Raw genomic sequence first — 26,159 nt, 5'->3', positions numbered from 1 at the left:
GTGTCGTCTCCCCATGCCCTCACGGAACCCCTCCGGCCGGTCGACCACCGGCCCGTCCCGCCGCGCCCTCCTCGCCGGTGCCGTGGCGACCGCGCTGGCCGGCCTGGCCACCGCTCCCGGTGCCACCGCCGCCCCGGCCGCCGCCACCGCACCGACCGCCACCGCACCGACCGCGGGCGGCCGGCGGCCGAACATCCTGCTGATCGTGCTCGACGACCTCGGGTGGAACGAACTCGGCTGCTACGGCCAGCGGGTGATCAGGACGCCGGTGGTCGACCGCCTCGCCGCCGAGGGGGTGCGGTTCACCCAGGCGTACGCGAACCCCTCCTGCGCGCCGACCCGGGCCTCGCTGCTGACCGGCCGGCACACCGGCCACTCGCGGGTGAAGTCCAACGCGGACGCCGCCCGGGGGCTGGCCGCCGAGGACGTGACCGTGGGCGAGGTGCTGCACGCGGCCGGCTACGCCACCGGCCTGGTCGGCAAGTGGGGCCTCGGGCCCGACACCGGGGACAGCCCCAGCCACCCCAACCGGCAGGGCTTCGACCACTTCTTCGGCTACATCGACCAGGTGCACGCCCAGGACTACTGGCCGACCTACCTGTGGCGCAACGGCGAGCGGGTCGACCACCCCGAGAACGAGGGCGCCGACGTCACGTACGCCGTCGACCTCTTCACCCGGGAGGCACTGGACTTCATCGACCGCCACCAGGACGGGCCGTTCTTCCTCAGCCTGAACTACAACACCCCGCACGCCCCCAACGAGATCCCCGACGACGCGCCGTACTCCGCCGAGCCCTGGCCGCAGGGCGAGCGCAACCACGCCGCCCAGATCACCTACACCGACACCCGGATCGGCACGGTGCTGGACCGGCTGGCCCAGCGCGGCCTCGCCGACGACACCCTGGTCGTCTTCGTCAGCGACAACGGGCCGCACGCCGCCGGGGCCCACTTCGAGCACGTGGGCAGCACGCTGCCGCACGACCCGGAGTTCTTCGACAGCAACGGCCCGCTGCGCGGCATCAAGTTCTCGGTGTACGAGGGCGGGGTCCGGGTCCCGCTGATCGTCCGGCTCCCGGCGTCCCTGCGGACCGCGAGCACGCCGAAGCCCGGCACGGTGCTGCGCGACCGGGTGGCCGTGTGGGACTTCCTGCCCACGCTGGCCGAGTTCGGCGGCGGCGCCACGCCGCCCGGCCTGGACGGGGTGTCGTTCCGGCGCGCGCTGACCGGCCCCGGGCAGCCCGCCCGGCCACCGCTGTACTGGCGGGCCGAGGACGGGGCGGAGGCGGTGCGCTTCGGCCGGTGGAAGGGGGTGCGCCCGGCGGGCGGGCCGGTCGAGCTCTACGACGTGTTCGCCGACATCGGCGAGCGGAGCGACGTGGCCACCGCCCACCCGGACCTGGTCGGCCAGGCCGAGCGACTGCTCGCCGACGCGGTCGCGGGGGGCTGACGTGCACTGCTGCTCCCCGTCCGCCGGGGCCGCGTCGTGCGACGGCGGGCCGCTGCCGCTGCCGACCCTCGCGCCGCCCCCGCCCGCCCCCTTCCGCCCGGCACCCGAGGCGCGCCGGACCCGGGGCCAACTCCTGCTGCCGGGCGGCACGTTCGCGATGGGCGACGCCTTCGGCGAGGGCTACCCGCAGGACGGCGAGGGGCCCGTGCACGAGGTGCGCCTGGACCCCTTCCACCTCGACGCCACCACGGTCACCAACGCCGCGTTCGCCGCGTTCGTCAAGGCCACCGGCTACGTGACCGAGGCGGAGCGGCTCGGCGTGTCCGCCGTCTTCCACCTCACCATCCAGGCCCGCCCGGCGGACGTGCTCGGCCGAGCCACCGGCACGCCGTGGTGGCTGGTCGTCCGGGGCGCCTGCTGGCGCCACCCCTACGGACCGCTCTCCTCCATCGGCGAACTCCAGAACCACCCGGTGGTGCAGGTGAGTTGGCACGACGCCCAGGCGTACTGCGCCTGGGCGGGCAAGCGGCTGCCCACCGAGGCCGAGTGGGAGTTCGCCGCCCGCGGCGGCCGGGTGGGCAACCGGTTCCCCTGGGGCGACGACCTCACCCCGCGCGGGCGCTGGCTGTGCAACATCTGGCAGGGCGACTTCCCGTCCCGCAACACCACCGAGGACGGCTACCTGGCCACCGCCCCCGCCAGGTCGTACCGGCCCAACGGCTACGGGCTGTGGAACCCGGTCGGCAACGTCTGGGAGTGGTGCGCCGACGCCTTCGCCGCCGACACCTACGCCGCCCGCGCGGGCGGACCGCCCGTGCACGACCCGCGCGGACCGCTGAGCGGACCCAACGGGGCCCGGGTGATGCGGGGCGGCTCGTACCTGTGCCACGACTCGTACTGCTACCGCTACCGGGTCGCGGCCCGCTCCGGCAACACCCCCGAATCCGCCGCCGCCAACATCGGCTTCCGCTGCGCCAACGACGCGGACGCCCCGCGCTGACCCGCACGACCCGCACGACCCGCGTCGGACCGGACACCCGCACCGACGCGGGCACCCCACCCTCCGGAAGGACCCCGTGACCCCATGACCGGCACCCGCCGCAAGGCCCTCGGCGCGCTCGCGCTCCCGGCCGCGCTCACCCTCTCCGTCCTCGCGGCCCCGGCCACGGCCCAACCCGCCCGGCCCGCCGCCTCCACCGCCTCCGCCGCACCGGCGAAACCGAACATCGTGCTGATCCTGGCCGACGACCTCGGCTGGGCCGACGTCAGCACCCCGCTGACCACCGCCGGCCACCCGAACGACTACATCGAGACGCCGGCCGTGGCCCGGCTCGCCCAGCAGGGCGTGGCCTTCGACAACGCGTACGCCTCGCAGAACTGCGCGCCGAGCCGGGCCGAACTGCTCACCGGCCTCTACCCGACCCGGCCGGACAACAACATCTACCAGGTGGACGACCTCAACCGGGGCGGCAGCGAGACCCTGCTGGTCGGCCCCGCCCAGGGCCTGCCCGACGGCGCGCCCGACCTGCCCGGGCGGGTGACCACCGTCGGCGAGACGCTGCGGGGCGCCGGCTACACCACCGGGTACGTGGGGAAGTTCCACGTCGCCGAGCACGACTCCGACATCACCTCGGTGCACGGCTTCGACGAGAACATCGGCGGCTCCTCCGCCGGCCAGCCCGGGGCCTACCACGCCAAGGCCGGGGTGTTCGCGTCGGAGATCGGGCCGGGGCTGGACGCCTTCGGGGCCCCCTACACGCAGCAGTACGTGGACGCGAACATCAAGCCGTACGCCCGCGGCGAGGACCCGGCGGCCGTCAACGCCCTGGTCGGCACCGACAAGCACGTCACCGACGCGGTGACGGACGCCACCATCGACTTCGTCGACCGGCACAAGGACGCGCCCTTCTTCGCGTTCATGGGCTCCTACGCCGTGCACAACCCGGTCAGCGCCGGGCAGGCCCGCGCCGACCTGCTGGCCAAGTACCGGCAGAAGAAGCCCGGCACCGGAATCTCGAACGCGGCCTACGCGGCCCTGACCGAGGGGCTCGACCAGGGCGTCGCCCGGGTGGTCGACCACCTGGAGACCACCCCGGACCCGCGCAACCCCGGCCACGCGCTGGCCGACAACACCGTCGTCGTCTTCGCCTCCGACAACGGCGGCCTGGGCACCTACACCGACAACGGCCCGCTGCGCGGGCAGAAGGGCGAGCTGCACGAGGGCGGCCTGCGGGTCCCGCTCATCGCCTGGTCGGCCAACCCCGCACTGGTGCGGGGCGGCCGGGTCGACTCGACCCCGGTGGACACCATCGACTACTACCCCACCTTCGCCGCGCTGGCCGGCGCCGCCCTCCCCGCCGGGCAGCCCCTGGACGGGAAGGACCTCAGCCGGCTATTCGCCGACCCGGCGGCGACGGTCGACCGCGACGCCCTCTACTGGCACCTGCCCGGCTACCTCGCCGAGAACGGCCGCGACCAGCGCCCGCAGTCGGTGATCCGCTCGGGCCGCTGGAAGCTGGTCTTCGACTACGAGACCCACTCGGCCGCCCTGTACGACCTGGTGAACGACCTCGGCGAGACGCACGACCTGGCGGGCGAGCAGAAGGCGGTCGCGCACAGCCTCGGGCTCAAGCTGATCAACTGGCTGGAGCAGACCCACGCCCCGCTGGCCACCCTGCGGGCCGGCCACGAGCCGATCTCCTTCCCCGTGCTGGGCAAGACCTACTCCGGCGGGCAGATCACCCGGCACGTCGGGGAGAACGTCACCGTGCAGCCGGGCCAGGAGATGCCGTTCGTGCTGCCCAGGGTCCAGTGACCCCGGGCGCCGCCACCGCGGGCCGCACCGGCGAACCGGCCTGACGCCCCCTCGGCCCCCGGCCCTCGATCCCCTGCCTCCGGCCCCCTGCTTCCGGCCCCCGGCCCCCGGCCCTCAGCCCTCAGCCCTCGGCCCAGTCGCCGCCCGCGAGGAACCCCTCCAGGGCGGCGCGGTGCGGCCGGGGGTCGAGGTGCTCGGCGGCCAGCCACCCGTCCGAGTAGTACTTGTCGAGGTAGCGGTCGCCCGGGTCGCAGATCAGGGTGACGACGCTGCCGGTGCGGCCCTCGGCGCGCATCTCGGCGACGATCCGCAGCGCGCTCCACAGGCCGGTGCCGGTGGAGGCGCCGGCCTTCTTGCCGAGGACGTCGGCCAGCAGGTGGACGGCGGCGATCGAGGCCGCGTCGGGGACCTTCATCATCCGGTCGATCGCGCCGGGCACGAAGGAGGGCTCCATCCGGGGGCGGCCGATGCCCTCGATCCGGGAGCCGGTGGGGCAGTGCGCGTCGGGGTCGTGGTGGACCCAGCCCTCGAAGAAGCAGGAGTTCTCCGGGTCGGCGACGCAGATCCGGGTGTCGTACTGCATGTAGCGGACGTAGCGGGCGATGGTCGCGGAGGTGCCGCCGGTGCCGGCGGTGGCGACGATCCAGGCCGGTTCGGGGTGGGGTTCGAGGCGGAGCTGGGCGAACACGGACTCGGCGATGTTGTTGTTGCCGCGCCAGTCGGTGGCCCGCTCGGCGTAGGTGAACTGGTCCATGTAGTGGCCGCCGGTCTCGGCGGCGAGTTCGGCCGCGGCGGCGTAGACCTGGCCCGCGTTGTCGACCAGGTGACACCGGCCGCCGTGGAACTCGATCAGTTCGATCTTGGCGCGGCTGGTGCCGCGGGCCATCACGGCGACGAAGGGGACGCCGATGAGCTGGGCGAAGTACGCCTCGGAGACGGCGGTGGAGCCGCTGGACGCCTCGATGACCGGCGCGCCGGGCCGGATCCAGCCGTTGCACAGGCCGTACAGGAACAGCGAACGGGCCAGCCGGTGCTTGAGGCTGCCGGTGGGGTGGGTGGACTCGTCCTTGAGGTACAGGTCGATGCCCCACTCGGCGGGCAGCGGGAAGCGCAGCAGGTGGGTGTCGGCGGAGCGGTTGGCGTCGGCCTGGACGCGGCGGACGGCCTCCTTGAGCCAGGCCCGGTACTCGGGGTCGGTCCGGTCCACGTCCTGGGTGTGGTCGCTCATCGCACGCTCTCCTCGCCGCCCGCCGGGGGCTCCGGCGCCGGGCACCCCGGCCCGGACCCCCGAATTCCCCACCCAGTGTAACAGTCGACTACGATAAGTGACGATTACCGAAGCCCCAGCTTCCCCTTATGGCAACGCGTGGCAACGCGCGTCAACGAGCGGGGAGGCCGGGGCCGGTGGGGCGTCGGGCGCCCGCTACATGGGCACCGCCCGCCCGGTGACCCGGACCCGGCCGTCGCCCTCGACCAGGTCCACGGTGAGCACGCCCGGGCGGCCGAGGTCCTCGCCCTGGTGGAGGGTGAGGCGGGCGGCGGTGAGGCCGCGCAGCTCGCGCAGGTAGCCGCCGAAGGCCGCCGCGGCGGCGCCGGTGGCCGGGTCCTCGACCACGCCGCCCACCGGGAACGGGTCGCGGACGTGGTAGGTGGCGGCGTCCTGCTCCCAGACCAGCTGGAGGGTGGTCAGGTCGAGCCGCCGCATCAGCGCGGCGAGCGCGTCGAAGTCGTAGTCGAGGTCGGCGAGCCGGGCCCGGGTGGCCGCGGCGAGCACCAGGTGGCGCGCACCGGCGTAGGCGATCCGCGGCGGGAGCCGGTGGTCCAGCTCCTCCGCCCGCCAGCGCAGCGCGGCCAGCGCCTCGGCGACGTCGGCCTCCGCCGCGTCCTCGACCGTCGCGGGGACGCTGGTCAGGGTGGCCCGGTAGCCGTCCGCGGCGCTCCCCGTGACGGTGACCGGCACCGGCCCGGCCTGGGTGGTGAACAGGAACTCGCCGGGGCCGTGCCGTTCGCCGAGGGCGACCGCGGCGGCGATGGTCGCGTGGCCGCAGAACGGGACTTCGGCCAGCGGGCTGAAGTAGCGGACGGCGTAGCCCCGCGGCCGGTCGGGGTCGGCGGTGAGGAAGGCGGTCTCGGAGTAGCCGAGGCGGGCGGCGAGGGCGAGTTGCTCCTCGTCGGTGAACGGGGCCGCGTCCAGCACCACCCCGGCGGGGTTGCCGCCGGCCGGGTCGGCGGTGAAGGCGGCGTAGTGCAGCGGTTCGGGACGGTGGCCCGGTGCGGTGGGGGTCATGCCTGCTGAACGGGACGGCCGGGGCCGGTGATTCCCGGGCCCCCCGCCGGGGCCGGTGCCGGGGCCGGTGCCGGGGCCGGAACGGCCCGGGGGGACGGGCGTTCGGACGGGAACGCTAGACTGCCGCATCCCGCTCGCACGGCATCGAGGAAAGAAGAACATGGCTGAGGTCCACCCGAAGGTAGTTGTGGTTGTTCCGACCTACAACGAACGGGAGAACCTGCCGGTCCTGGTCGGTCGGCTGGCCGACCTCGGCATGGAGAACCTGCACGTGCTGGTCGTCGACGACAACTCCCCGGACGGAACCGGCGAGGTCGCGGACAAGCTGGCGGCCGAGTCGGGCGGCAGCGTCTCGGTGCTGCACCGGACCGAGAAGGACGGCCTGGGCCGGGCCTACATCGCGGGCATGTCGCGGGCGCTGGAGGACGGCGCCGACATCGTGGTGCAGATGGACGCCGACCTGTCGCACCCGCACACCGCCGTCCCGGCGATGGTGGAGAAGCTGACGGGGACGGACGCCTCGGTGGTGCTGGGCTCGCGCTACGTGCCGGGCGGCTCGACCGCCTCGGAGTGGCCGTGGCACCGCAAGGCGCTGTCGGCCTGGGCGAACTTCTACGTCAACGCGATCCTCCAGCTGAAGGTGAAGGACGCCACGGCCGGCTTCAAGGCGTGGGAGGCCGAGGCGCTGCGCCGGGTCGACCTGGACTCGGTGCGCTCGAACGGCTACTCGTTCCAGGTCGAGATGAACCACCGGGTGGTCCGGCAGGGCATGCGGATCGCCGAGGTGCCGATCCGCTTCGAGGAGCGGGTCGAGGGCATGTCGAAGATGAGCCTGGGCGTGCAGCTGGAGTCCGCGGTGGCCCCCTGGAAGCTCCGCTTCGGCAAGTAGACAAGTAGGCAGGCAGACCGGCAGACCGGCAGGCGGGCAGTCGGCGCGGCGGCTCGCGGGGCCGCCGGACGGCGCGGGTGACGGGACGTCGGCCCGCGCCGTTCCGCTCTCCGGCCCCGCTCCCCGCTCGCGTTCCGGGCGGTTCCCGTTCTCCGCTCCGGGCGGTTCAGGGCGCGGCGACGGCCTGCGGGTCGTCCAGGTAGGGCTCCCAGGCGAGTTCGGCCGCGCCGACCAGCCCGGCGTGGACGACCTGGGCGGGGACGATCGGGATGCGTCCGCTGCGGCCCCACAGGCAGCGTTCGGCGACCACCGCGGCGAGCCGGTCGGGAGCGGCGGCGAGCAGGTCGAGGTGCAGGCCGCTGAGCACGATCCGGTCGGGGTTGAGGATGTTGACCAGCCCGGCGAGGCCGAGGCCGAGCCGGTCGACGACGTGTTCGAGGGCGTCGGCGGCGGTCGGGTCGTGGGCCAGCGCGCGGGCCTGCGGGAGCAGCGGGCGGTCCGGGTCGGGGTGGCGGTCCGCGGCGGCGAACAGCGCGCCGGTGTCGGTCTCGGCGTTGAGGCAGCCGCGGTTGCCGCAGGCGCAGGGGCGGCCGAGCGGGTCGACGGTGACGTGGCCGACCTCCAGGGCGAGGCCGGAACTGCCGGTGTGCAGGCGGCCGTCGATGACCAGGGCGCCGCCGACGCCGCGGTGGCCGGAGGTGACCAGCAGCAGGTGGCGGGCGCCGCGGCCGGCGCCGTGCCGGTGTTCGGCGAGGGCGGCGAGGTTGGCGTCGTTGGCGACGGCGGTGGGCAGCGCGGTGCGGGCGCGCGGGCCGAGGTCGGTGCGGGCGACCCGTTCGGCGAAGAGCGCGGCGGCGGGGGTGCCGGAGGGCCAGCCGAAGTGCAGGGCGGCGAGGGCGGTGCCGTCGGGTTCGGTGACGGGGTTGGGCAGGGCGAGCGCGAAGCCCAGGACCCGGCGGCGGCTGTCGCGGGCGAGCCGGGCGCCGGCCTCGGCGACGGTGCCGAGCAGCGCGGCGGGCGAGGTGTCGGCGGGCAGCGGCAGGTGGACGGGGTCGAGGAGCCGTCCGCCGAGTCCGGCCAGGGTGGCGGAGATCCCGTCGGCGTGCAGTTGGGCGGCGAGGACGGCCGGTCCGGGGTCGGCCGGGGCGAGGCGGTGCGAGGGGCGGCCCCGGCCGCCGCCGGCCGGGCGGGAGTCGACGGTGATCAGGCCGAGCGCCTCCAGTTCGCCGGTGACGGCGCCGGCGGTGGCGCGGGTGATGTCCAGGGCGCGGGTGAGCGCGGAGCGGGTGGGGGCCTGTCCGGTGTGGATCAGGCGCAGGGCCGGTCCGAGCAGGGTGCGGCCGCGGTCGGGTGCGGGCCGCCGGGCCGGGCTCGGGCTCGGATTCTGGCTGGGATTCGGGCTTGAAGGTGTGTGCGGCACTCCCCTATTCTGACTTTGTGCCGCTACTAAACAAAATAGAAGCCCGTCCCGCCCGTCCCGCCTCCCCCACCTCCCCGTCCGGCCGACGCTCCTCCTGGTCGGCGGCACGCCTCGCCCTCACCGCCTTCTTCACCGTCGACGGCTTCCTGTTCGCCGCCTGGGTGGTCCGGATCCCGGACGTCCGCGCCCAGGTCTCCGCCTCGCACAGCGCGCTGGGCCTGGCCCTGCTGTGCATCTCGGCTGGCGCGGTCGCCACCATGGCCCTGGTCGGGCGGCTGTGCCTGCGGTACGGCTCGCGCCGGGTCACCGTCGCCGCGGTCACCGTCTTCTCGCTCGCGGTGGCGCTGCCCGCGCACACCCACTCGGTGCTCGCGCTCGGCGCGGTGCTGCTGCTGTTCGGCGCGGGCTACGGCGCGGCCAACGTGGCGATGAACAGCGCCGCGGTCGACCTGGTCGCCGAACTCCGACGGCCCGTCATGCCCAGCTTCCACGCGGGCTACAGCCTCGGCGGCCTGCTCGGCGCCGCGGTCGGCGGCCTGCTCGCGGGCCGGATCAGCGCCTCCTGGGCGCTGGCCGCCTCCGGCGCGCTCGGCCTGGCCGTGGTCGCACTGGCCGGCACCGCCCTGCTGCGCGCCCCGGCCGCCGTCCGCCCCGCCCCGGACGAGAGCGCCGCGCCCGCCGCCGCCGCGCCCGCCGGGCTGTCCGGGCACGCCCGGCTGCTGGTCGTCCTGCTCGGCCTGACCGCGCTGTGCACCGCGTACGGCGAGGGGGCCCTCGCCGACTGGGCCACCCTGCACCTGACCGACGACGTGCACGCCAGCACCGCGACGGCCGCCGCCGGTTACGCCGCCTTCGCCTTCGCCATGACGGCGGGCCGGCTCTCCGGCACCTGGCTCTCCGAACGGCTCGGCCAGACCAGGGTGATGCTGCTGGGCGGCCTGACCGCCTGCGCGGGCATGACGACCGCCGCCCTGGCCCCGTCCGTCCCGCTGGCGCTGACCGGCTTCGTCCTGGTCGGCCTCGGCCTGGCCAACGTCTTCCCGCTGGCGATCGCCCAGGCCGGCGCGACCGCCGGCCCGCAGGGCGTGGCCACCGCCTCCACGCTGGGCTACGCGGGCATGCTGATCGGCCCCCCGGTGATCGGCTTCCTCGCCGACGCCCTCTCGCTGCCCGCCGCCCTCCTCACCGTCGCCGCCAGCTCCGCCCTGGCCGGCCTGCTCGCCCTCACCGTCCGCCGCCACCGCGCCGCCTGACGGCCGGTCACCCCCTCCGGCCGCACCGCGGAGAGCACCGGAACACGACGACGGCGGCCCGGACGCCCCCACGCGCCCGGGCCGCCGTCCCGCCGTCCCGCCGTCCGTGGCGGACCGGCCGGGCCGTCGACTCCCCCGCACGCCCGGGTCCGCGAGTCGGCCACCCGCCGGATCCAGCCACCGCAGCACGGGCGGAGGGCGCGGCACCGCGAGGTCCGGCGGGGTCGCGGGCGCAGGTGCGCGATCCGCGCGGGCCGGAGTTCCGGGCCGACGGTTCCGGGCCGCCCGGTGCCGGTCCGCTCCGACGCGTCGCCGTCCGGGCCGCCGCCGACGGCGGCGCTACTCGGGGGCCGGCTGTTCGCCGGGGAGGCGCAGGTCCCAGCCGACCAGGGCGCGGAGCTGTTCGGCGGTGACGCCGTCGGGGACGGGGCGGGGGGGCTCGTGGCGGATGGGGGGCTGCCAGCCCTGTTCGGGGCTCCAGGTGCGGACCTGGCGGGCGGGGGCGCCGGCCACCACGGCGTAGTCGGGGACTTCGCCGGCCACCACGGAGTTGGCGGCGACCACCACGTTGCGGCCGATCCGGGCGCCGGGGAGGATCACCGCGCCGGTGCCGATCCAGGAGCCGGCGCCGATCGAGACGGGCGCGTTGCGGGGCCACTGCTTGCCGATCGGCAGCTCGGTGTCGCGGTACTCGTGGGCCTGGTCGGTGATGTAGACGCCGGGGCCGGTCCACACGTCGTCGCCGAGCTCGATCCGCTGGTGGCCGACGATGTGGCTGCCGCGGCCGATCACGCAGCCGCCGCCGATCCGGACGATCGGCTCGGGGCCGAGGTCGAGCCCGGGCAGGAACCCGGCCGAGAGGGTGACGCGTTCGCCGATGATGGCGAACGGGCCGATGGTGATCCAGCGCTCGTTGAAGACGGTGCCGAGCGGGAAGGCGAGCTTGGTGCCGTCGCCGAGCTCGCCGAACCGGTACGGCCCGGGGTTGCGGTTGCTGACCGCGCCCGCCTCCTGCGCCCAGCGCCAGCCGCGGTGCACGGCGCGCCCGGCCGCCCGGCGCGACCTCTCGCGGACGGGTCCGAGCAGCCTGCGGACGATCGACATGCGCTCACCGTACCGGCCGGTGCGGGCCGGGGAACGGCAACGGGAGCAAACTCACACCGGCCGGTAACTTGGCGCCGTCGCCGGTCAGCGCACCCAGCGGGCGGGCCGCTTGGCCAGGAAGGCCCGCATGCCCTCCTGCGCCTCCTCGGAGCCGAACAGCTTCGCCGACAGCGCGACGAGTTCCTCGGTGTGCCGGTCGAAGGACTCCCGGACGGCGGCGTTGGCGAGCAGCTTGGACTCGGCCAGGCCCTGCGGCGAGCAGAGCCGGATCGCGTCCAGCAGGGTGCGCAGCGCGGCGGGGGCGTCGTCGGCGGCCTCGGTGACCAGGCCGATCCGGGCGGCCTCGGCGGAGTCGAAGGTCTCGCCGGTGAGGTAGTAGCGGGCGGCGGCGCGCGGGTCGAGCTTGGGGCGCAGCGGCAGCGAGATGACGGCGGGGGCCAGGCCGAGGCGGGACTCGGTGAAGGCGAAGGTGGAGTCCGGTCCGGCGACGGCGAGGTCGCAGGAGCCGACCAGGCCGAGCCCGCCGGCCCGGACGTGGCCGTCGACCAGGGCGATGACCGGCTTGGGGCAGTCGACCAGGGCGCGTTGCAGGGCGACCAGGCCGCGCGGTCCGACGGTGGGGTCGTCGCCGGTGGCCTCGGAGAGGTCGGCGCCGGCGCAGAACACCCGGCCGGTGTGGCCGAGGACGACGGCGCGGACCCCGGGGTCGGCGGCGGCGTCGGCGAGCCCGGCGGTGAGCTCGGCCATCAGGCGGCCGGAGAGGGCGTTGCGGTTGTGCGGGGAGTCGAGTTCCAGGGTGGCGACGGCGTCGGCGGTGGTACGGCGGACGAGCGGCACTTCGCGGGTCATCGGGCGGGCCTGCCTTTCCGGCTGAGGGTGGGTCGGAGGGGCGTCGTCTGCACCCTGGCACACCCCGGCCCTACTGGCCAGTACCGGATTCCCCCGGCGCGCGCCGTCCGGCGGCGGGGCGCGATCCCGCCGCCTCCCGCCGCACTGCGCCGCCCGAAGTTCCGTACACGTCCTCAACTTCCTTCAGGTCTAGACCTATTGACAGTCAGCGGACAGACTCGCTTGAGTGCTGGGTACACCGCTCGTTCCCCCACAAGGAGTGGCCGAATGCCCCACACCCGCACCTCCCCCCGCCCGGCGCACCGCGCCGCCTCCCGCCGCGGCCGGATCGCCGCGCTGCTGACCGGCGCGCTGGCCGCGACCGGCCTGGCCGTCATGGTGCCCACCACCTCGACCGCGGCCGCCGCCTGCACCACCCCGTACTCGGCGACCCAGGTGTACACCGGCGGGATGTCCGCCTCCTACAACGGGCACAACTGGAACGCCAAGTGGTGGACCCAGGGCGAGACCCCGAGCACCGGCGGCTCCGGCGTCTGGGCCGACCAGGGCGCCTGCGGCGGGGGTGGCGGCACCACCACCAGCCCGACCCCGACCCAGGGCACCTGCAACCACCCGACCTGGGTGGCCGGCACCCAGTACGCCACCGGCGCGATCGTCAAGTACGCGCCCAACGGCCAGTACTACATCGCCACCCACGACAACCCGGGCTACGACCCGACCGTCTCGACCTGGTACTGGAGCCCGTACACCTGCACCGGCGGCGGCACCAGCCCGAGCCCGTCCACCACCCCCAACCCGGGCGGGTTCGTGGTCTCCGAGGCCCAGTTCAACCAGATGTTCCCGAGCCGGAACTCCTTCTACACCTACTCCGGCCTGGTCGCGGCGCTGAACGCCTACCCGGCGTTCGCCAACACCGGCTCGGACACGGTGAAGAAGCAGGAGGCGGCGGCGTTCCTCGCCAACGTCAGCCACGAGACCGGCGGCCTGGTCTACATCGTCGAGCAGAACACCGCCAACTACCCGCACTACTGCGACACCAGCCAGTCGTACGGCTGCCCGGCCGGCCAGGCCGCGTACTACGGCCGCGGCCCGATCCAGCTGAGCTGGAACTTCAACTACAAGGCGGCCGGCGACGCGCTGGGCATCGACCTGCTGCACAACCCGAACCTGGTGCAGACCGACCCGGCCGTCGCCTGGAAGACCGGCATCTGGTACTGGATGACCCAGAACGGCCCGGGCACCATGACCCCGCACAACGCCATCGTCAACGGCAGCGGCTTCGGCGAGACCATCCGCTCCATCAACGGCTCCATCGAGTGCAACGGCGGCAACCCCGCCCAGGTGCAGAGCCGGATCAACGCGTACACCAGCTTCACCTCCATCCTGGGCGTGCCCACCGGCTCGAACCTGAGCTGCTGACGCCCTGACGGACGGGGCGGCGGGGCTGACCGGTCGTCAGCCCCGCCGCCCCGTCCGCGCGTTCAGCGCCGCACCAGCGCCGTCATCCCCCAGCCCGCGGCGGCGAACACCGCCGCCAGCAGCGCCCAGCCGAGCAGGCCGTGGGCGAGCACCACCGAGGTCATCAGCACCGGGCCGAGCATCAGCGCGCCCGACATGCCGGTGTTGAAGACGCCCTGGTAGGCGCCGTGCGCGCCGTCCTCCGCCAGGTCGTAGCTGAGCGCCCAGGCGCCCGCCTGGCTGTACACCTCGCCCAGCGCCTGGCAGCCCACCCCGGCCGCCACCAGCAGCGCCGCCGCCCAGCCGGGCAGCCCGGCGGCCAGGCCCAGCACCAGGCAGGACGCGGCCACCAGCAGCGCCCCGCGGCGGAACACCAGGGCCGCGGCCCGCGGCCGCTCGGTGCCCCGGGTGGCCCGCACCTGCAGGACGATCACCAGCGCGGTGTTCACCAGCATCCCGCCCGCGACCATCCAGCGCGGCGCGTCGGTGTCGCGCACCACCCACAGCGGCAGCCCGACCTCGATCATCACGAACTGCAGGGTGATCACCCCGTTCAGGCCGGTCAGCAGCAGGAACGCCCGGTCGCGCAGCGCCGGGTTCGGCCCGTCGGCCGCCCGCCGGACCTGCTCGGCGGTGCGCGGCGTGGCCGGCACCAGCAGCACGTACAGCACCGCGATCGCCCCGTACGAGGCCGCGTCGACCAGCAGCGCCGTCAGGTAGGCGCCCCGGGTGTCCAGTTGCAGGACGGCGGCCGCGCCGAGGGTGCCCACCGAGATGCCGACGTTGGTGACCGAGCGCAGGTAGGCCCGGCCGGCCACCCGCCCGTCGGCCGGCAGCACCTCGGCGAACAGCGCCCCGCGCACCGCCGAGCCGCCCCGGTCGGCGACCGCCGCCAGGCAGGCCAGCACCGCGAACACCGCCAGCCCGCGCACCAGCACGTACCCGGCCGCGCAGAGCGCCTGCGCCGCCAGCAGCGCGACCAGCACCCGCTTGGGGCCGTACCGGTCGGACAGCCGCCCGGCCGGGACGCCCGCCGCCACCCCCCAGGCCCCGGCGAGCGTCAGCACCAGGCCGACCGTGCCGACGCCGAAGCCCACGATCCGGGTGAAGTACACCACCCCGAGCGTCATTCCGAGGCCGTTGCCGACGGTGTTGACCAGGGTGATCGCGGACAGCCGGCGCAGCACCGGGTCCTCGGGGAGCAGCCGGGCGAACCGGCTGCGGGCAGGGGGGAGCGGCACGGCCGGAGCGGCCGCGGGTTCAGTGGCGGTCATGCCCCGATCAGACCGGGTACGGAGCGGCCGTGGTATTGATTTAGCCCCCGCCTGAACCGTCGGCGCGGGACGGACCACCCGGGAGGCGTCGTGGTGCTGCGGTTCCGGCTCGGGCTGGTCGACCTGGCCGCCACCTACTTCGCCTGCTCGCCGCTCCAGGAGGCGGTGCTCAGCCTGCGGATGTGGACCCACCCGGGGCAGTACCCGCACGGCGCGGCGTTCGCGGCGATGCGCCCGGCCTTCGAGGCGCTGCCGCAGGCGCCGCTGCTGCGCGCCCTGGTCGCGGGCAACAAGTACGTGCCGGACTTCCTGACGCCCCGTCCGGCCGTCCCGTTCCCGGAGTTCCGGGCCGAGCTGGCGGTGGTCCGGGCCTTCGACCCGGCCCGGCTGGCCGACGAGCTGGCGGCGACCTTCCTCCCGCACCACCGGGCGCTGCCGCCGCTGCTGGCCGAACGCGCCGACCGGCCCGCCGCGCTGATCGCCGAGGTCGCCGACGCGCTCCAGGCGTACTGGACGCACGTCCTGGAGCCCGCCTGGTGGCCGCGGGCCCGCTCGGTGCTGCGCGCCGACATCGTGCACCGCTCCCGGGTGCTGGCCGAGCGCGGCGCGGCCGGGCTGTTCGCCGACCTCGACGCCCGGCTGCGCTGGTCGGACGGGGTGCTGGCGATTGACCGGAACTGGGGCGTCGGCGACCTGGACATCGTGGTGGACCGGCGCGGCCTGGCCCTGCTGCCGACCTGCTTCGCGCGCGGCGCGATCACCGCGATCGGCCCGGACCTCACCCCGTCGATCACCTACGTGGCCCGCGGCCAGGGCACCCTGACCGGCCCGCCCGACCCGCCGCCCGCCCCGCGCGCCCTGGAGCAGCTGCTCGGTGCGCCCAAGGCCCGGCTGCTGGCCCTGCTGCGCGAACCGACCGCCACCACCGAACTCGCCCGCCGCCTGGGCGTCACCCCCGGCGCGGTCAGCCAGCACCTGGCCGTCCTGCACGCCACCCGCCTGGTCACCCGGGCCCGGCACGGCCGCCTGGTGCTCTACGCCCGCAGCCCGCTGGCCGAACAGCTCCTGGGCCCCTGAGCCCCCGCCACCGGGGCCTCAGCAGAGCACCGGCCCCGCCCCGCCCCGCCCCGAGTGCCGCGCCGCCGCCGGCACCCTCGCGGATCAAGGTGCTGACGGATCGTCAACCCACTTCCGGTATAGACCTGTTGACGAGTTGGTCCAGTCCACTTACCCTCCTGAGTGCCGCTCCCGGCACCCCTGTACGGAATCCCCCACACCAGACAGGGAGTACCGATGCACGTCCGCTCCAGGCCATGGCTCAGGGCCCGCCTGCTGGCCCTGCTCGCCGCGCTCGCACTGCCGATCGCCCTGCTCGCCGCCACCCCCGCGCACGCCGCGGCCAAACTGACCGCCGCCTTCACCGGCGACAACTACGGGTCCTGGTGGAAGGGCACCTTCGTCGTCAAGAACCCCAACGCCACCGCCGTCACCGGGTGGACCCTGGAGTTCGACCTGCCCGCCGGCGTCACCATGACCGGCACCTACAACGGCACCTCCACCACCACCGGCAGCCACGTGGTCGCCACCAACGCCTACTACAACGCGACGGTGCCCGCGAACGGCTCGACCGAGCCCTACAGCTTCTGGTTCATCGGCAACGGCCCGATCACCGCCCCGCTCAACTGCCGCGTCAACGGCGACAAGTGCGACGGCACCCCGGACGTGCCGCCGACCGCGCCGGGCGCCCCGACCCTGGTCGACGCCACCGCGCACACCCTCGCGCTGAGCTGGCCGGCCGCGGCCAAGGGCGACTTCCCGGTCGCCTCGTACGACGTGCTGAACGGCTCGGTGATCCTCGGCACCGCCACCGGCACCTCCACCACGCTGACCGGCCTGACCCCGGCCACCGCGTACAGCCTCACCGTCCGGGCCCGGGACACCCGCGGCAACACCGGCCCGGCCGGGCCCGCGCTGAGCGCCGCCACCGTCGACCCGGCCACCGACACCGTGCCGCCGACCGCGCCCGGCAACCTGCGCTCCACCGGCGTCACCAGCACCGGCGTCGCGCTGGCCTGGGACGCCGCCACCGACAACAAGCGGGTCGCCGCGTACGACGTCTACCAGGGCGGCACCCTGGTGCAGACCGTCACCACCACCTCGGCCACCGTCGGCCAGCTCTCCCCCGCCACCCCGTACGCCTTCACGGTCCGGGCCCGGGACGCCGCCGACAACGCCTCGCCCGCCTCCACCACCCTGAACGTCACCACCGGCGACCTCGCCGGGCCCGGCAAGTACTCCCGGATCGGCTACTTCGTGCAGTGGGGCATCTACGGCCGCCAGTACTTCGTCAAGAACCTCGACACCTCCGGCAGCGCCGCCAAGCTCGACGTGGTCAACTACGCCTTCGAGAACATCGACCCGGTCAACCTGACCTGCCTGGCCGGCGTCACCAAGGGCACCACCGCCGACCCGGAGGACCCGGACCAGGGCACCGGCGCCGGGGACGCCGACGCCGACTACGCCCGCCCGATGAGCGCCGCCCAGTCCGTGGACGGCGTCGCCGACGACGGCTGGTCGCCGCTGCGCGGCAACCTCAACCAGCTCAGGAAGCTCAAGGCGAAGTACCCGAACCTCAAGGTCGTGGTCTCGCTCGGCGGCTGGACCTACTCCAAGTACTTCTCGGACGCCGCCGCCACCGACGCCTCCCGCAAGAAGCTGGTCTCCTCCTGCATCGACATCTGGATCAAGGGCAACCTGCCCGCCTACAACGGCGCGGGCGGCCCCGGCACGGCCGCCGGCATCTTCGACGGCATCGACGTCGACTGGGAGTGGCCCGGCTCCCCCGACGGCCACCCCGGCAACCACTACTCCGCCGCCGACAAGCAGAACCTGACCCTGCTGCTGGCCGAGTTCCGCCGCCAGCTCGACGCCCTCGGCGGCTCGCACAAGCTGCTGACCGCCTTCACCCCCGCCGACCCGGCCAAGATCGGCCAGGGCTGGGACCTCACGCAGATCTTCCGCTCCCTCGACATCGCCAACGTCCAGGGCTACGACTTCCACGGCTCCGGCAGCGACAACTCGTGGGAGCCCGACCGCACCGGCCAGCAGGCCAACCTGTACTCCGACCCGAACGACCCGTACCCGTTCCACTTCTCGGTCGAGAACGCCGTCGACACCTACCTGGCGGCGGGCGTCAACCCGCGCAAGCTCACCATCGGCTTCCCGTTCTACGGCCGCGGCTGGCAGAACGTCACCGACGGCGGCGCGCACGGCGCCTGGCAGGCCGCCGGCGGCGCCGCGCCCGGCCAGTTCGCCGAGGAGGCCGGCACCCGCGGCTACAACAACCTGATCGCCTCGGTGCCCAACCTGACCGTCTACCACGACCCGGTCTCGGTCTCCACCTACGGCTACACCGGCAACGGCGGCCAGTGGTGGACCTTCGACGACACCTGGTCGATCGCCCAGAAGACCGCCTGGCTGAAGTCGAAGAACCTGCTGGGCGCGATGGTCTGGGAGATGTCCGGCGACACCCCCTCCGGCACCCTGATCAACGCCCTGGACGCCGGCCTGCGGTGACCCCGGGAACGCGGGCGCGGCGGCCCCCCGAACCCCAACCCCCGCGCCCGTCCGAACGGCCCGCCCGGGAGGGAACCTCCTCCCGGGCGGGCCCGACCCGCTACCGCCTACCGGCTACCGGCTACCGCCCCGCGATCGAGGCCAGCTTGCGCGCCGCCCGGTGGTCCCGCATCAGCTGCGCGAACGTCGTGTGCCCCTGGGTGGTCCGGGCGAACGCCCGCCACGCCGGGGTGATCAGCGACACCGCCGCGTGGAACAGGTAGGGGCGCTTCTCGAACGAGGCCAGCATCACCTTGCCCGCCCGCATCTCCACGCCCAGCCCGGCCTTGATCGCGAACGCGTAGTTCAGCGCCTGCCGCCGCACGTCCGCCGCGCCGCCCGCCTCGGCCACCTGCACCGCCCACTCGCCGGCCAGCCGGCCCGAGCGCAGCGCGTACGAGATGCCCTCCCGGGTCCACGGCTCCAGCAGCCCGGCCGCGTCGCCCGCGACCAGCACCCGGCCGCGCGAGAGCGGCGAGTCCTCGGCCCGGCAGCGCGTCAGGTGCCCGGACTCCACCAGCGGTTCGAACCCGGACAGGCCCAGGCGGCGGACGTAGTCGGCCAGGTACTCCTTGGTCCGCTCGCCCTCGCCGCGCGCCGAGATCACCCCGACCGTCAGCGTCCCGGAGTCGGTCTTCGGGAAGACCCAGCCGTAACTGCCCGGCAGCGGGCCCCAGTCCAGGTGGATCCGGCCCGCCCAGTGCCGCGACACCGCCTCGGGGACGGGGATCTCCGCCTCCAGGCCCAGGTCGATCTGGTCGAAGGTGACGCCGACGTGCCGGCCGATCCGGCTCGCCGAACCGTCCGCGCCGACCACCGCCCGCGCCTCCACCCTCCGCCCGTCCGCGAGCGTCACGAACACCGTGCGGCTGTCGCCGCCGCTCTGCTCCACCCCGGTCGCGGTCACCCCGGTCACCAGCACCGCGCCGGCCTGCTCGGCGGCCTGCACCAGACGCAGGTCGAACTCGTCCCGGTTGACCACGCCGAACAGCATCCGCTTCGAACGCCTGGTCCGGGTCCACCGGCCGTTCAGCGCGAAGGTCACCGCCGAGATCCGGTCCTGCAGCGGCAGCTTGAAGTCCTCCGGCAGCGAGTCCCGGGACGGGCCGATGATGCCGCCGCCGCAGGTCTTGTACCGGGGGTGCTCCGCCTTGTCGAGCAGCAGCACCCGCCGGCCCCGGGAGGCCGCCGCGTACGCCGCCGAGGAGCCCGCCGGGCCCGCGCCGACCACCACGACGTCCCACACCCCGTCGGGCAGCGCCGACGCCTCCCGCTCCTCCTGCTCGTCCTGCCCGTCCTGCGGGTCCTGCGGGTCCGCGTCCGCGAACTCCTCCGACGCCCCGTCACCGGCGTCGTCGGCGAGGGCCGCGACCGGCTCGACGGGGTCCAGGTCCTTGGTGCTACCGGTGTCAGTCACGGTCGCCCATCCTAATCTGCCCGCCTTCCGCTACGGCCCGCACCCGCCCCCGCGTGTGCGACTCCGCCTTCCCAGGTCAAGGGGTTGCCAACCCCGCACCGAACCGCTTCAGTGACCCGCATGCCCCACATCGACCTCCCGGCCGGCCAGCCCGGCATGCGCGCCCTGCTCCTCGCCAGGCCCGCCGCCGGCCAGCGCCTGAGCGAACTCGCCGAACAACTCCTGCGCGGCGACTCCCCGCTGAGCGTCGGCGAACGCGAACTGATCGCCGCCCACGTCTCCGCCCTCAACCGCACCCGCTACTGCGCCGGCGCCCACGGCGCGACCGCCGCCCACCGCCTCGACGGCGACTTCGCCCTGGTCGAAGCCGTCCAGCGCGACCTCGACACCGCCCCCGTCACCGACCTCCAGCGCGCCCTGCTCCGACTCGCCGGCAAGGTCGCCGAGAGCGGACTGTCCGTCACCCCCGAGGACATCGCCACCGCCAGGGCCGCCGGCGCCGACGACGACACCATCCACGACACCGTCCTGATCGCCGCCGCCTTCTGCATGTACAACCGCTACGTCGACGGCCTCGCCACCCCCACCCCCGAGAACCCCGCCGCCTACCACGCCATCGGCGCCCACCTCGCCACCAACGGCTACCTCTAGCCCCGGACGGACGGAACCGACGCCGAACCCCGCAGGCCGGGGCCGCGAGGACGGGCCCCGGCACGGCAGCAGGCGCCACCCGCAGGGCTGGTGGCAGGAGGACGGGCCCCGGCGCGACAGCAGACCACCGCCAACCCCACGCCAGCGCCCTGCGACTCCCCCGCCCCCGCCCCTCCTCCTCCGGCTCGGCCCGCCCGCACCACCCGGGACGGGGAGCCGTGGCACCGACGGCCCGAACCCACCAATCCCGGCCCGCCCCGGCCACGTGCCGACCCGCCGCCATCGCCCACAGGCCGGAGGTGCGAAGGCAGGCCCCGGCGCGGCGCCAGCGCCCCAAGGCCCGGCCGACCTCCGCCAGGGCCCTGCCACTGCCCAAACCCCCGCCGTCCTACTCCGGTTCGGGCTTCCGGGTTCCCCCGCACAGTCCGAGTACGGCCGCGCCGACCGCCAGGCCCGTGCCCGCGCCGAAGCAGGTCTCGGCGATGACGCCGCGTTCGGCGCGCAGGACGCGTTCGGCCGCCCCCGCCAGGGTGGCTGCGGCGAGCAGGGCCGCCGGGCCCTTGCGGCTCTCCCGCCAGGGTCCGGCGTACCGGGCGAGGACGGCCAGGCCGGCCAGTGAGGTGCCGTACTGGAGGGCGGTGTAGAGCGGCACGCCCGCGACCCGGCGTTCCAGGGCCGGGAGGGCCCGGACGCCGGCCCGGCCGTGGTGGGTGAAGGAGTCCCAGACCAGGTGGGTGGTCGCGCCTGCGGCCAACGCCCCGGCGGTCAGCAGGAGTTCACCGGCGTCCGGCCGGCCCTCGGGGGCCACCTGGTTCCACTGCCCGGGCACGGCCGCCCGCAGCGGCTCGCGCCACAGGCCGTACCAGCCGGCCACCAGCCCGGCGCCGACCGCCACGTCGAGGGTCGGGGCGGCCCACCAGCGGTGCGTCAACGCGCCGTGCCGGTAGACGCCCCGGACGAGGGACTCGGCGAAGAACGGCACGTCGGGCGCCAGCGAACCGGCGACCAGTCCGGCGGCGACCAGCGCGCCCTTGCGCTTCGCGGCCCGCAGGCCGGGCAGGACGGCGGCGGCGTGGCTCAGGGTGAACGGCATCCCCCCATCCTGCCCGCCGACGCCCCCGCCCCGCGCAGCACGAGGCCGTCCGCCGCGCACCCACCGCCGCGCACCCACCGCCGTCCGGTCACCGCCTCCCGCTCACCGCCTCCCGTTCACCGCGCCGAGGCCGCCCCCGTCGCGGCGGGCCGCCCGCCCTCCAGGTAGCGCAGTTCGCCGACCGCCCGGGCCTCCAGCGCGGCGGTCAGCCGCCGCATCCGCCCGGCGGGCAGCATCTCGGCGGCCTCCCGGAGGGTCGCGAAGTGCCAGTCGCGCAGTTCCCCGGCGGGCAGCCGCAGCCGCAGCACCTGGGAGGGGCCGAGCCGGCCGCCGTCGTAGACCAGTCGCAGGCCGCCGCGTCCGCGTCCGGCGCCGGGCTCCCAGTCGACGGCGAGCAGCCGCAGTTCCTCCGGGTGCAGCCGCAGGCCGAGTTCCTCGGCGACCTCCCGGATGCCGGCCGCGGTCGGCGCCTCCCCCCGCTCGACGACGCCGCCGGGGAACTCCCAGTGCGGCTTGTAGGCGGGGTCGACCAGCAGCACCCGGTCCCGGTCGTCGAAGAGCAGGACCGCCGCGGCGACGGTGTCCCCGTCGCCGCCCTCGCTGCGCACGATCGGGCAGCGCGCGGCGCCGCTGCGCACCAGGTCGGCGATCCGTTCGGCGGTCTGCCGGGGCGTCAGCACCCCGTTGTCGACCATCCGGGCGTCCCCGGCCAGCCAGCCCCGGGCGGTGAGGTAGGCGGGCAGCGCCTCGCGGGCGCGGCGGCGGAGCCGGGCGGTGGCCTCCGGGTCGCCGGGGACGTCCTCGCGGGTGGCGATCCGGGCCCGCAGGATCGTTTCGACGGGGTCGAGGACGACGTGGTGGACGGGGATGCCGCGCCCGGCCAGCGAGCCGAAGATCTCGTCGCGGTGCTCCTGCCGCAGCAGGGTGGCGGGGACGACGACCGGTCCGTCGGCCTCGGCGGCCAGCGCGGCGGCGGTCTCGGCGGCCAGCCGCCGCCAGGCGGGCGAGTCCTGGAGCTCCCCCGGTTCGGCGCCCGGCCGGGCGGCCCGCAGGACCGGCCCGAGGGTGTCCGGGTCGAACAGCAGGCTCCCCGGCAGCAGTCCGACCAGCTCGCGGCAGACACTCGTCTTGCCCGCCCCGAACGCCCCGTTGATCCAGACGATCACAGCATCCCCTGCCCCTCCGTGGTACCGGCCCGGCGGTGCGCCGGGCAGCGCGGGGCACCGGCCCCCGCGCCACCCCTGTGGTACCCACTCCCCGCCCTCCTGAAAGGGCGGGGGGCGGGTCACCGTCCCTCGTCCAGGAGTTGCTTCTTGAGCACCTTGCCCATCGCGTTGCGCGGCAGGTCGTCGACCAGCACCACCCGCCGGGGCCGCTTGTGGACGGACAGCCGCCGCGCCACGAAGTCGATCAGCTCGCGCTCGCCGACCGAGCCGACCGAGCCGCCCGAACCGCCCACGCCACCCGAGCCGACCGAGCCGCCCGAGCCGCCCGAACCGCCGTCCGCCACGACCACGTACGCGACCACCGCCTGCCCGAGGTCCGGGTCGGGGACGCCGACCACGGCGGCGTCCGCCACGCCGGGGTGGTCGCGCAGCGCGGCCTCGACCTCGCCGGCGCCGATCCGGTAGCCGCCGCTCTTGATCAGGTCGACGGAGGCGCGGCCGACGATCCGGTGGAAGCCGTCGGGCCCGATCACGGCGACGTCGCCGGTGCGGAACCAGCCGTCGGCGGTGCGGGCGGCGGCGGTCGCCCCGGGGCGGCCGAGGTAGCCGTCGAACAGCGTCGGCCCCTGGACCTGGAGTTCGCCGACGCTCTCCCCGTCGGAGGGCACCGGCTGCCCGTCCTCGCCGACCAGCCGGGTGCGCACCCCGGCCACCGGCACGCCGACCGCGCCGGGGCGGCGCTCGCCGTCGGCCCGGGTGGCGACGGTGATCAGCGTCTCGGTCATGCCGTAGCGCTCGGCGGGAGCCTGCCCGGTGAGGTCCCGCAGCCGTTCGAAGACCGGCACCGGCAGCGGCGCGCTGCCGGACACCAGCAGCCGGGCGGCGGCCAGTTCGCGGGCGGCGGCGGTCTCGGCGGCGATCCGCGACCACACGGTGGGGACGCCGAAGTACAGGCTGCCGCGGGCGGCCGCGTACCCGGCGGGGGTGGGCCGTCCGCTGTGGACGAGCCGGCTGCCGGTGCGCAGCGCGCCGAGCACGCCCAGCACCAGGCCGTGCACGTGGAACAGCGGCAGGCCGTGGACGAGGGTGTCGTCGGCGTCCCACCGCCAGGCGTCGGCGAGCGCGTCGAGCCCGGCGGCGAGCGCCCGGTGCGGGAGCAGCGCGCCCTTGGGGGCGCCGGTGGTGCCGGAGGTGTACAGCACCAGGGCGGTCCGGTCGCCGTCCTCGGCCGCGGGCCGCCAGCCGCCGCCCGGGCGGTCCGCCAGCGAGACCGGGAGGGGCGTCAACCCGTCGGCGTCCTCGGGCAGTCCGGTGCCGGCCAGCAGGGTGGCGCCGCTGTCGCGCAGGATGTGGGCGCGCTCCAGCGGCCCGGAGTCGGGCGGCACCGGCACCACCGGCACGCCCGCGAGCAGGCCGCCGACCACCGCCGCGACCGTCTCGGCGGTCGGCCGGGCCAGGACGGCCAGGCCGGGCGCCCCGGCGGCGCGTTCGGCCACCGCCCCGGCGGCGCCCAGCAGTTGTTCCCGGGACAGGGCGGTCCCGTCCACCACCAGGGCGTCCGCCCGGTCCCCGTACCCGCCGTCGAGTGCTGTCAGCAGTCCCATGCCGCCCGACTCTACGAGCCCGGCCCGCCCGCGCGCAGCAGCGCCCCGCGCGCCGTCCCCGAGCTGGGGCGTTACCGAACCCAGCCGCGCCCTTTACCGAATCCGGTGGCCGGGCGGGGCCATCGGGGCGGCCCGCTCGGACTATGGAAGGGGCCGTCCGCTGCCGATGGGATAGGGGCCGTCCCGGCCGGACCCGGCCCGGGCCCCTTCTCCTCTGGGAGTCTCCTTGGGCATGCACCCCGCCACCGCGGGCACCCGACGCTCCACCGCGCTGCGGGCCGCCGCGCTGCTCGCCGTCGGGGCCACCGCCCTGACCGGCGCGACCGCCACCGCGCAGTCCGCCGCCCGCCCGCCGGTCTTCAAGCTGCGTCCCGCCTCGGCCGGGCAGATCGACGCGGTCGGCCGGGTCGCGCCGATATCGACCTCGGACTGCGTCACGCAGATCGGCATCCACTGCTACTCGCCGCTGCAGTACCGCACCGCGTACCACCTGGACCCGCTGTACCGGCAGGGCGTGACGGGCAAGGGCCGCACCATCGTGATCGTGGACTCCTTCGGCTCGCCGACCATCCAGCACGACCTGGAGGTGTTCGACCGGCAGTGGGGCATCCCGGACACCCAGGTCGAGGTGGTCAAGTGGGGGAACGTCCCGGTCTTCGACCCGACCAACGAGGACCACACCGGCTGGGCGGGCGAGAGCACCCTGGACGTCGAGTACGCGCACGCGATCGCCCCCGACGCGCACATCGTGCTGGTGGAGACCGGCGTCGCCGAGACCGAGGGCGTCACCGGCCTGCCGGAGATGATGGACGCCGAGAAGGCCGTCATGAAGTCGCACGACGTGGACGTGGTCTCGCAGAGCTTCGGCGCCACCGAGAACACCTTCCCGGGCTACGCCAAGGGCGACTTCAAGTCGATCGAGAAGCTGCGCTACGCCTTCCAGTACGCCGCCGCCGAGGACGTCACGGTGCTCGCCGCGTCCGGCGACGACGGCGCCACCGACGCGATGGACAACGGCAGCGACCTGTACCCGTACAAGGTCAACTCCTGGCCGTCCGCGGACCCGCTGGTCACCTCGGTCGGCGGCACCCAGCTGACCCTGGACGACAGCGGCAACCGCACCGCCCCCGACCAGGTCTGGCACGACGACTACGGCGCGGCGGGCGGCGGCGTCTCCGGCGTCTTCGCCCGCCCCTGGTACCAGGCCGCCGTGGCGGGCACCACCGGCAACCACCGCGGCACCCCGGACATCTCGATGAGCGCGGGGGTGGACGGCGCGGCCTGGACGTACGAGTCGTACGACCCGACGGCGGTCGGCTGGCACCTGGTCGGCGGCACCAGCGAGGCGACCCCGGTCTTCTCCGGCGTCGTCGCGCTGGCCGCCCAGCTGGCGGGCCACCGCCTGGGCCAGCTCAACCCGCGCCTGTACGGGCTGGCCCTGCTGCCCTCCCGGCTCAGCGGCATCACCGACGTCACCGCGGGCGACAACTCCTGGGACGCGGTGACGGGTTACCAGGCCACCAAGGGCTACGACCTGGCCTCCGGCCTGGGCACCATCGACGGCAACCGCTTCGTGCGCTCCCTCGCGGGCCGCTGACCCGCACGGACGACGGAGGGCGCGGTCCCCGCGGGGACCGCGCCCTCCGGCTCGCTGCGGGATCAGCCCTTGCGGGCCTTCACCTCGTCGGTGAGCTGGGGGAGGACGGTGAAGAGGTCTCCGATGACGCCGTAGTCGACGAGTTCGAAGATGGGGGCTTCGGGGTCCTTGTTGACGGCGACGATGGTCTTGCTGGTCTGCATGCCGGCGCGGTGCTGGA

The 26,159-nt window shown here is 75.3% G+C and carries 20 protein-coding genes and 1 pseudogene; 10 read left to right on the top strand and 11 right to left on the bottom strand.

The features are described 5' to 3' along the window. Positions 1-13: 13 nt before the first annotated feature. The 3 genes from ACIP60_RS36215 to ACIP60_RS36205 all read left to right on the top strand — a co-directional run bounded on the left by ACIP60_RS36215 (position 14) and on the right by ACIP60_RS36205 (position 4,262). On the top strand, positions 14-1,447 hold the full coding sequence (locus tag ACIP60_RS36215; RefSeq protein WP_400693239.1) for an arylsulfatase: 1,434 nt from the start codon (positions 14-16) through the stop codon (positions 1,445-1,447). A gap of 1 nt (position 1,448) precedes the next feature. Then, the gene (locus tag ACIP60_RS36210) at positions 1,449-2,447 is read left to right on the top strand and encodes a formylglycine-generating enzyme family protein (RefSeq protein WP_400693236.1); all 999 of its coding nucleotides are present in this window, start codon (positions 1,449-1,451) and stop codon (positions 2,445-2,447) included. Positions 2,448-2,531: 84 nt separating this feature from the next. Beyond that, positions 2,532-4,262, top strand: a complete 1,731-nt coding sequence (locus ACIP60_RS36205) for a sulfatase (RefSeq protein WP_400693233.1) — start codon at positions 2,532-2,534, stop codon at positions 4,260-4,262. Between the two features lie 121 nt (positions 4,263-4,383). Here the strand turns inward: ACIP60_RS36205 and ACIP60_RS36200 are convergent, their stop codons facing one another. Beyond that, on the bottom strand, positions 4,384-5,490 hold the full coding sequence (locus ACIP60_RS36200) for a PLP-dependent cysteine synthase family protein (protein ID WP_100835451.1): 1,107 nt from the start codon (positions 5,488-5,490) through the stop codon (positions 4,384-4,386). A gap of 195 nt (positions 5,491-5,685) precedes the next feature. Next, complete coding sequence (locus ACIP60_RS36195; protein ID WP_400693229.1) at positions 5,686-6,549, bottom strand: PhzF family phenazine biosynthesis protein; 864 nt, start codon at positions 6,547-6,549, stop codon at positions 5,686-5,688. A gap of 160 nt (positions 6,550-6,709) precedes the next feature. On the opposite strand from ACIP60_RS36195, the gene ACIP60_RS36190 reads away from it, so the two are divergent. Next, positions 6,710-7,438, top strand: coding sequence for a polyprenol monophosphomannose synthase (locus ACIP60_RS36190; protein ID WP_400693226.1), 729 nt, complete (start codon positions 6,710-6,712; stop codon positions 7,436-7,438). Between the two features lie 166 nt (positions 7,439-7,604). Here the strand turns inward: ACIP60_RS36190 and ACIP60_RS36185 are convergent, their stop codons facing one another. Next, positions 7,605-8,858: an ROK family protein gene (locus ACIP60_RS36185; protein WP_400693224.1), complete on the bottom strand. Its 1,254-nt coding sequence runs from the start codon at positions 8,856-8,858 to the stop codon at positions 7,605-7,607. Positions 8,859-8,875: 17 nt separating this feature from the next. On the opposite strand from ACIP60_RS36185, the gene ACIP60_RS36180 reads away from it, so the two are divergent. After that, complete coding sequence (locus ACIP60_RS36180) at positions 8,876-10,111, top strand: MFS transporter (RefSeq protein ID WP_400693221.1); 1,236 nt, start codon at positions 8,876-8,878, stop codon at positions 10,109-10,111. 339 nt (positions 10,112-10,450) lie between these two features. Here the strand turns inward: ACIP60_RS36180 and ACIP60_RS36175 are convergent, their stop codons facing one another. Further along, a complete protein-coding gene (locus ACIP60_RS36175; protein WP_100835456.1) occupies positions 10,451-11,215 on the bottom strand; it encodes a DapH/DapD/GlmU-related protein in 765 nt (254 codons plus the stop codon). Between the two features lie 84 nt (positions 11,216-11,299). After that, positions 11,300-12,064: an enoyl-CoA hydratase family protein gene (locus tag ACIP60_RS36170; protein WP_400693217.1), complete on the bottom strand. Its 765-nt coding sequence runs from the start codon at positions 12,062-12,064 to the stop codon at positions 11,300-11,302. Positions 12,065-12,331: 267 nt separating this feature from the next. On the opposite strand from ACIP60_RS36170, the gene ACIP60_RS36165 reads away from it, so the two are divergent. After that, positions 12,332-13,483: a glycoside hydrolase family 19 protein gene (locus ACIP60_RS36165; RefSeq protein ID WP_400693214.1), complete on the top strand. Its 1,152-nt coding sequence runs from the start codon at positions 12,332-12,334 to the stop codon at positions 13,481-13,483. Positions 13,484-13,545: 62 nt separating this feature from the next. Here the strand turns inward: ACIP60_RS36165 and ACIP60_RS36160 are convergent, their stop codons facing one another. Further along, positions 13,546-14,796 carry an MFS transporter gene (locus tag ACIP60_RS36160; protein WP_400693212.1) on the bottom strand — a complete coding sequence of 417 codons (1,251 nt, stop codon included), beginning with the start codon at positions 14,794-14,796 and terminating at the stop codon, positions 13,546-13,548. Between the two features lie 90 nt (positions 14,797-14,886). On the opposite strand from ACIP60_RS36160, the gene ACIP60_RS36155 reads away from it, so the two are divergent. Both ACIP60_RS36155 and ACIP60_RS36150 read left to right on the top strand, forming a co-directional pair. Beyond that, a complete protein-coding gene (locus ACIP60_RS36155; RefSeq protein ID WP_400693209.1) occupies positions 14,887-15,873 on the top strand; it encodes an ArsR/SmtB family transcription factor in 987 nt (328 codons plus the stop codon). 216 nt (positions 15,874-16,089) lie between these two features. Further along, positions 16,090-18,372, top strand: a complete 2,283-nt coding sequence (locus ACIP60_RS36150; RefSeq protein ID WP_400693206.1) for a glycosyl hydrolase family 18 protein — start codon at positions 16,090-16,092, stop codon at positions 18,370-18,372. A 121-nt stretch (positions 18,373-18,493) separates the two neighbouring features. Here the strand turns inward: ACIP60_RS36150 and ACIP60_RS36145 are convergent, their stop codons facing one another. Continuing rightward, positions 18,494-19,828: a geranylgeranyl reductase family protein gene (locus ACIP60_RS36145; RefSeq protein ID WP_400693203.1), complete on the bottom strand. Its 1,335-nt coding sequence runs from the start codon at positions 19,826-19,828 to the stop codon at positions 18,494-18,496. Between the two features lie 120 nt (positions 19,829-19,948). Here ACIP60_RS36145 and ACIP60_RS36140 point away from each other — a divergent pair, with 120 nt between their 5' ends. Continuing rightward, the gene (locus ACIP60_RS36140; protein WP_400693200.1) at positions 19,949-20,479 is read left to right on the top strand and encodes a carboxymuconolactone decarboxylase family protein; all 531 of its coding nucleotides are present in this window, start codon (positions 19,949-19,951) and stop codon (positions 20,477-20,479) included. Positions 20,480-20,867: 388 nt separating this feature from the next. On the opposite strand, the gene ACIP60_RS36135 is transcribed toward ACIP60_RS36140, so the two are convergent. The 3 genes from ACIP60_RS36135 to ACIP60_RS36125 form a co-directional block, all read right to left on the bottom strand. Beyond that, positions 20,868-21,572, bottom strand: a complete 705-nt coding sequence (locus tag ACIP60_RS36135) for a DUF4184 family protein (RefSeq protein ID WP_400693197.1) — start codon at positions 21,570-21,572, stop codon at positions 20,868-20,870. A 116-nt stretch (positions 21,573-21,688) separates the two neighbouring features. Next, positions 21,689-22,738 (bottom strand): NUDIX domain-containing protein, encoded by a 1,050-nt coding sequence (locus ACIP60_RS36130; RefSeq protein ID WP_400693194.1) that lies wholly within the window; start codon positions 22,736-22,738, stop codon positions 21,689-21,691. A gap of 119 nt (positions 22,739-22,857) precedes the next feature. Beyond that, the gene (locus tag ACIP60_RS36125) at positions 22,858-24,342 is read right to left on the bottom strand and encodes an AMP-binding protein (RefSeq protein WP_400693191.1); all 1,485 of its coding nucleotides are present in this window, start codon (positions 24,340-24,342) and stop codon (positions 22,858-22,860) included. A 232-nt stretch (positions 24,343-24,574) separates the two neighbouring features. Between ACIP60_RS36125 and ACIP60_RS36120 the strand changes: the two genes are divergently transcribed. Next, complete coding sequence (locus ACIP60_RS36120; RefSeq protein WP_400693188.1) at positions 24,575-25,939, top strand: S8 family serine peptidase; 1,365 nt, start codon at positions 24,575-24,577, stop codon at positions 25,937-25,939. Positions 25,940-26,001: 62 nt separating this feature from the next. Here ACIP60_RS36120 and ACIP60_RS36115 read toward each other — a convergent pair. Continuing rightward, positions 26,002-26,159: pseudogene (locus tag ACIP60_RS36115) on the bottom strand (electron transfer flavoprotein subunit alpha/FixB family protein); the annotation flags it as partial.

It is taken from the genome of Kitasatospora sp. NPDC088783, assembly GCF_044750705.1.
In the GTDB taxonomy this organism is placed as follows: domain Bacteria; phylum Actinomycetota; class Actinomycetes; order Streptomycetales; family Streptomycetaceae; genus Kitasatospora; species Kitasatospora fiedleri.
Note: the sequence above shows the minus strand (reverse complement) of the source record. Positions and strands in the feature narration are given on the sequence as shown.

Excerpts from the sequence above, each read along its gene's own strand:
- ACIP60_RS36215 (WP_400693239.1), top strand. The coding sequence starts at position 14 with ATGCCCTCACGGAACCCCTCCGGCCGGTCGACCACCGGCCCGTCCCGC.
- ACIP60_RS36195 (WP_400693229.1), bottom strand. The coding sequence starts at position 6,549 with ATGACCCCCACCGCACCGGGCCACCGTCCCGAACCGCTGCACTACGCC.
- ACIP60_RS36165 (WP_400693214.1), top strand. The coding sequence starts at position 12,332 with ATGCCCCACACCCGCACCTCCCCCCGCCCGGCGCACCGCGCCGCCTCC.
- ACIP60_RS36205 (WP_400693233.1), top strand. The coding sequence starts at position 2,532 with ATGACCGGCACCCGCCGCAAGGCCCTCGGCGCGCTCGCGCTCCCGGCC.
- ACIP60_RS36150 (WP_400693206.1), top strand. The coding sequence starts at position 16,090 with ATGCACGTCCGCTCCAGGCCATGGCTCAGGGCCCGCCTGCTGGCCCTG.
- ACIP60_RS36125 (WP_400693191.1), bottom strand. The coding sequence starts at position 24,342 with ATGGGACTGCTGACAGCACTCGACGGCGGGTACGGGGACCGGGCGGAC.
- ACIP60_RS36140 (WP_400693200.1), top strand. The coding sequence starts at position 19,949 with ATGCCCCACATCGACCTCCCGGCCGGCCAGCCCGGCATGCGCGCCCTG.
- ACIP60_RS36175 (WP_100835456.1), bottom strand. The coding sequence starts at position 11,215 with ATGTCGATCGTCCGCAGGCTGCTCGGACCCGTCCGCGAGAGGTCGCGC.
- ACIP60_RS36190 (WP_400693226.1), top strand. The coding sequence starts at position 6,710 with ATGGCTGAGGTCCACCCGAAGGTAGTTGTGGTTGTTCCGACCTACAAC.
- ACIP60_RS36200 (WP_100835451.1), bottom strand. The coding sequence starts at position 5,490 with ATGAGCGACCACACCCAGGACGTGGACCGGACCGACCCCGAGTACCGG.
- ACIP60_RS36160 (WP_400693212.1), bottom strand. The coding sequence starts at position 14,796 with ATGACCGCCACTGAACCCGCGGCCGCTCCGGCCGTGCCGCTCCCCCCT.
- ACIP60_RS36135 (WP_400693197.1), bottom strand. The coding sequence starts at position 21,572 with ATGCCGTTCACCCTGAGCCACGCCGCCGCCGTCCTGCCCGGCCTGCGG.
- ACIP60_RS36120 (WP_400693188.1), top strand. The coding sequence starts at position 24,575 with ATGCACCCCGCCACCGCGGGCACCCGACGCTCCACCGCGCTGCGGGCC.
- ACIP60_RS36170 (WP_400693217.1), bottom strand. The coding sequence starts at position 12,064 with ATGACCCGCGAAGTGCCGCTCGTCCGCCGTACCACCGCCGACGCCGTC.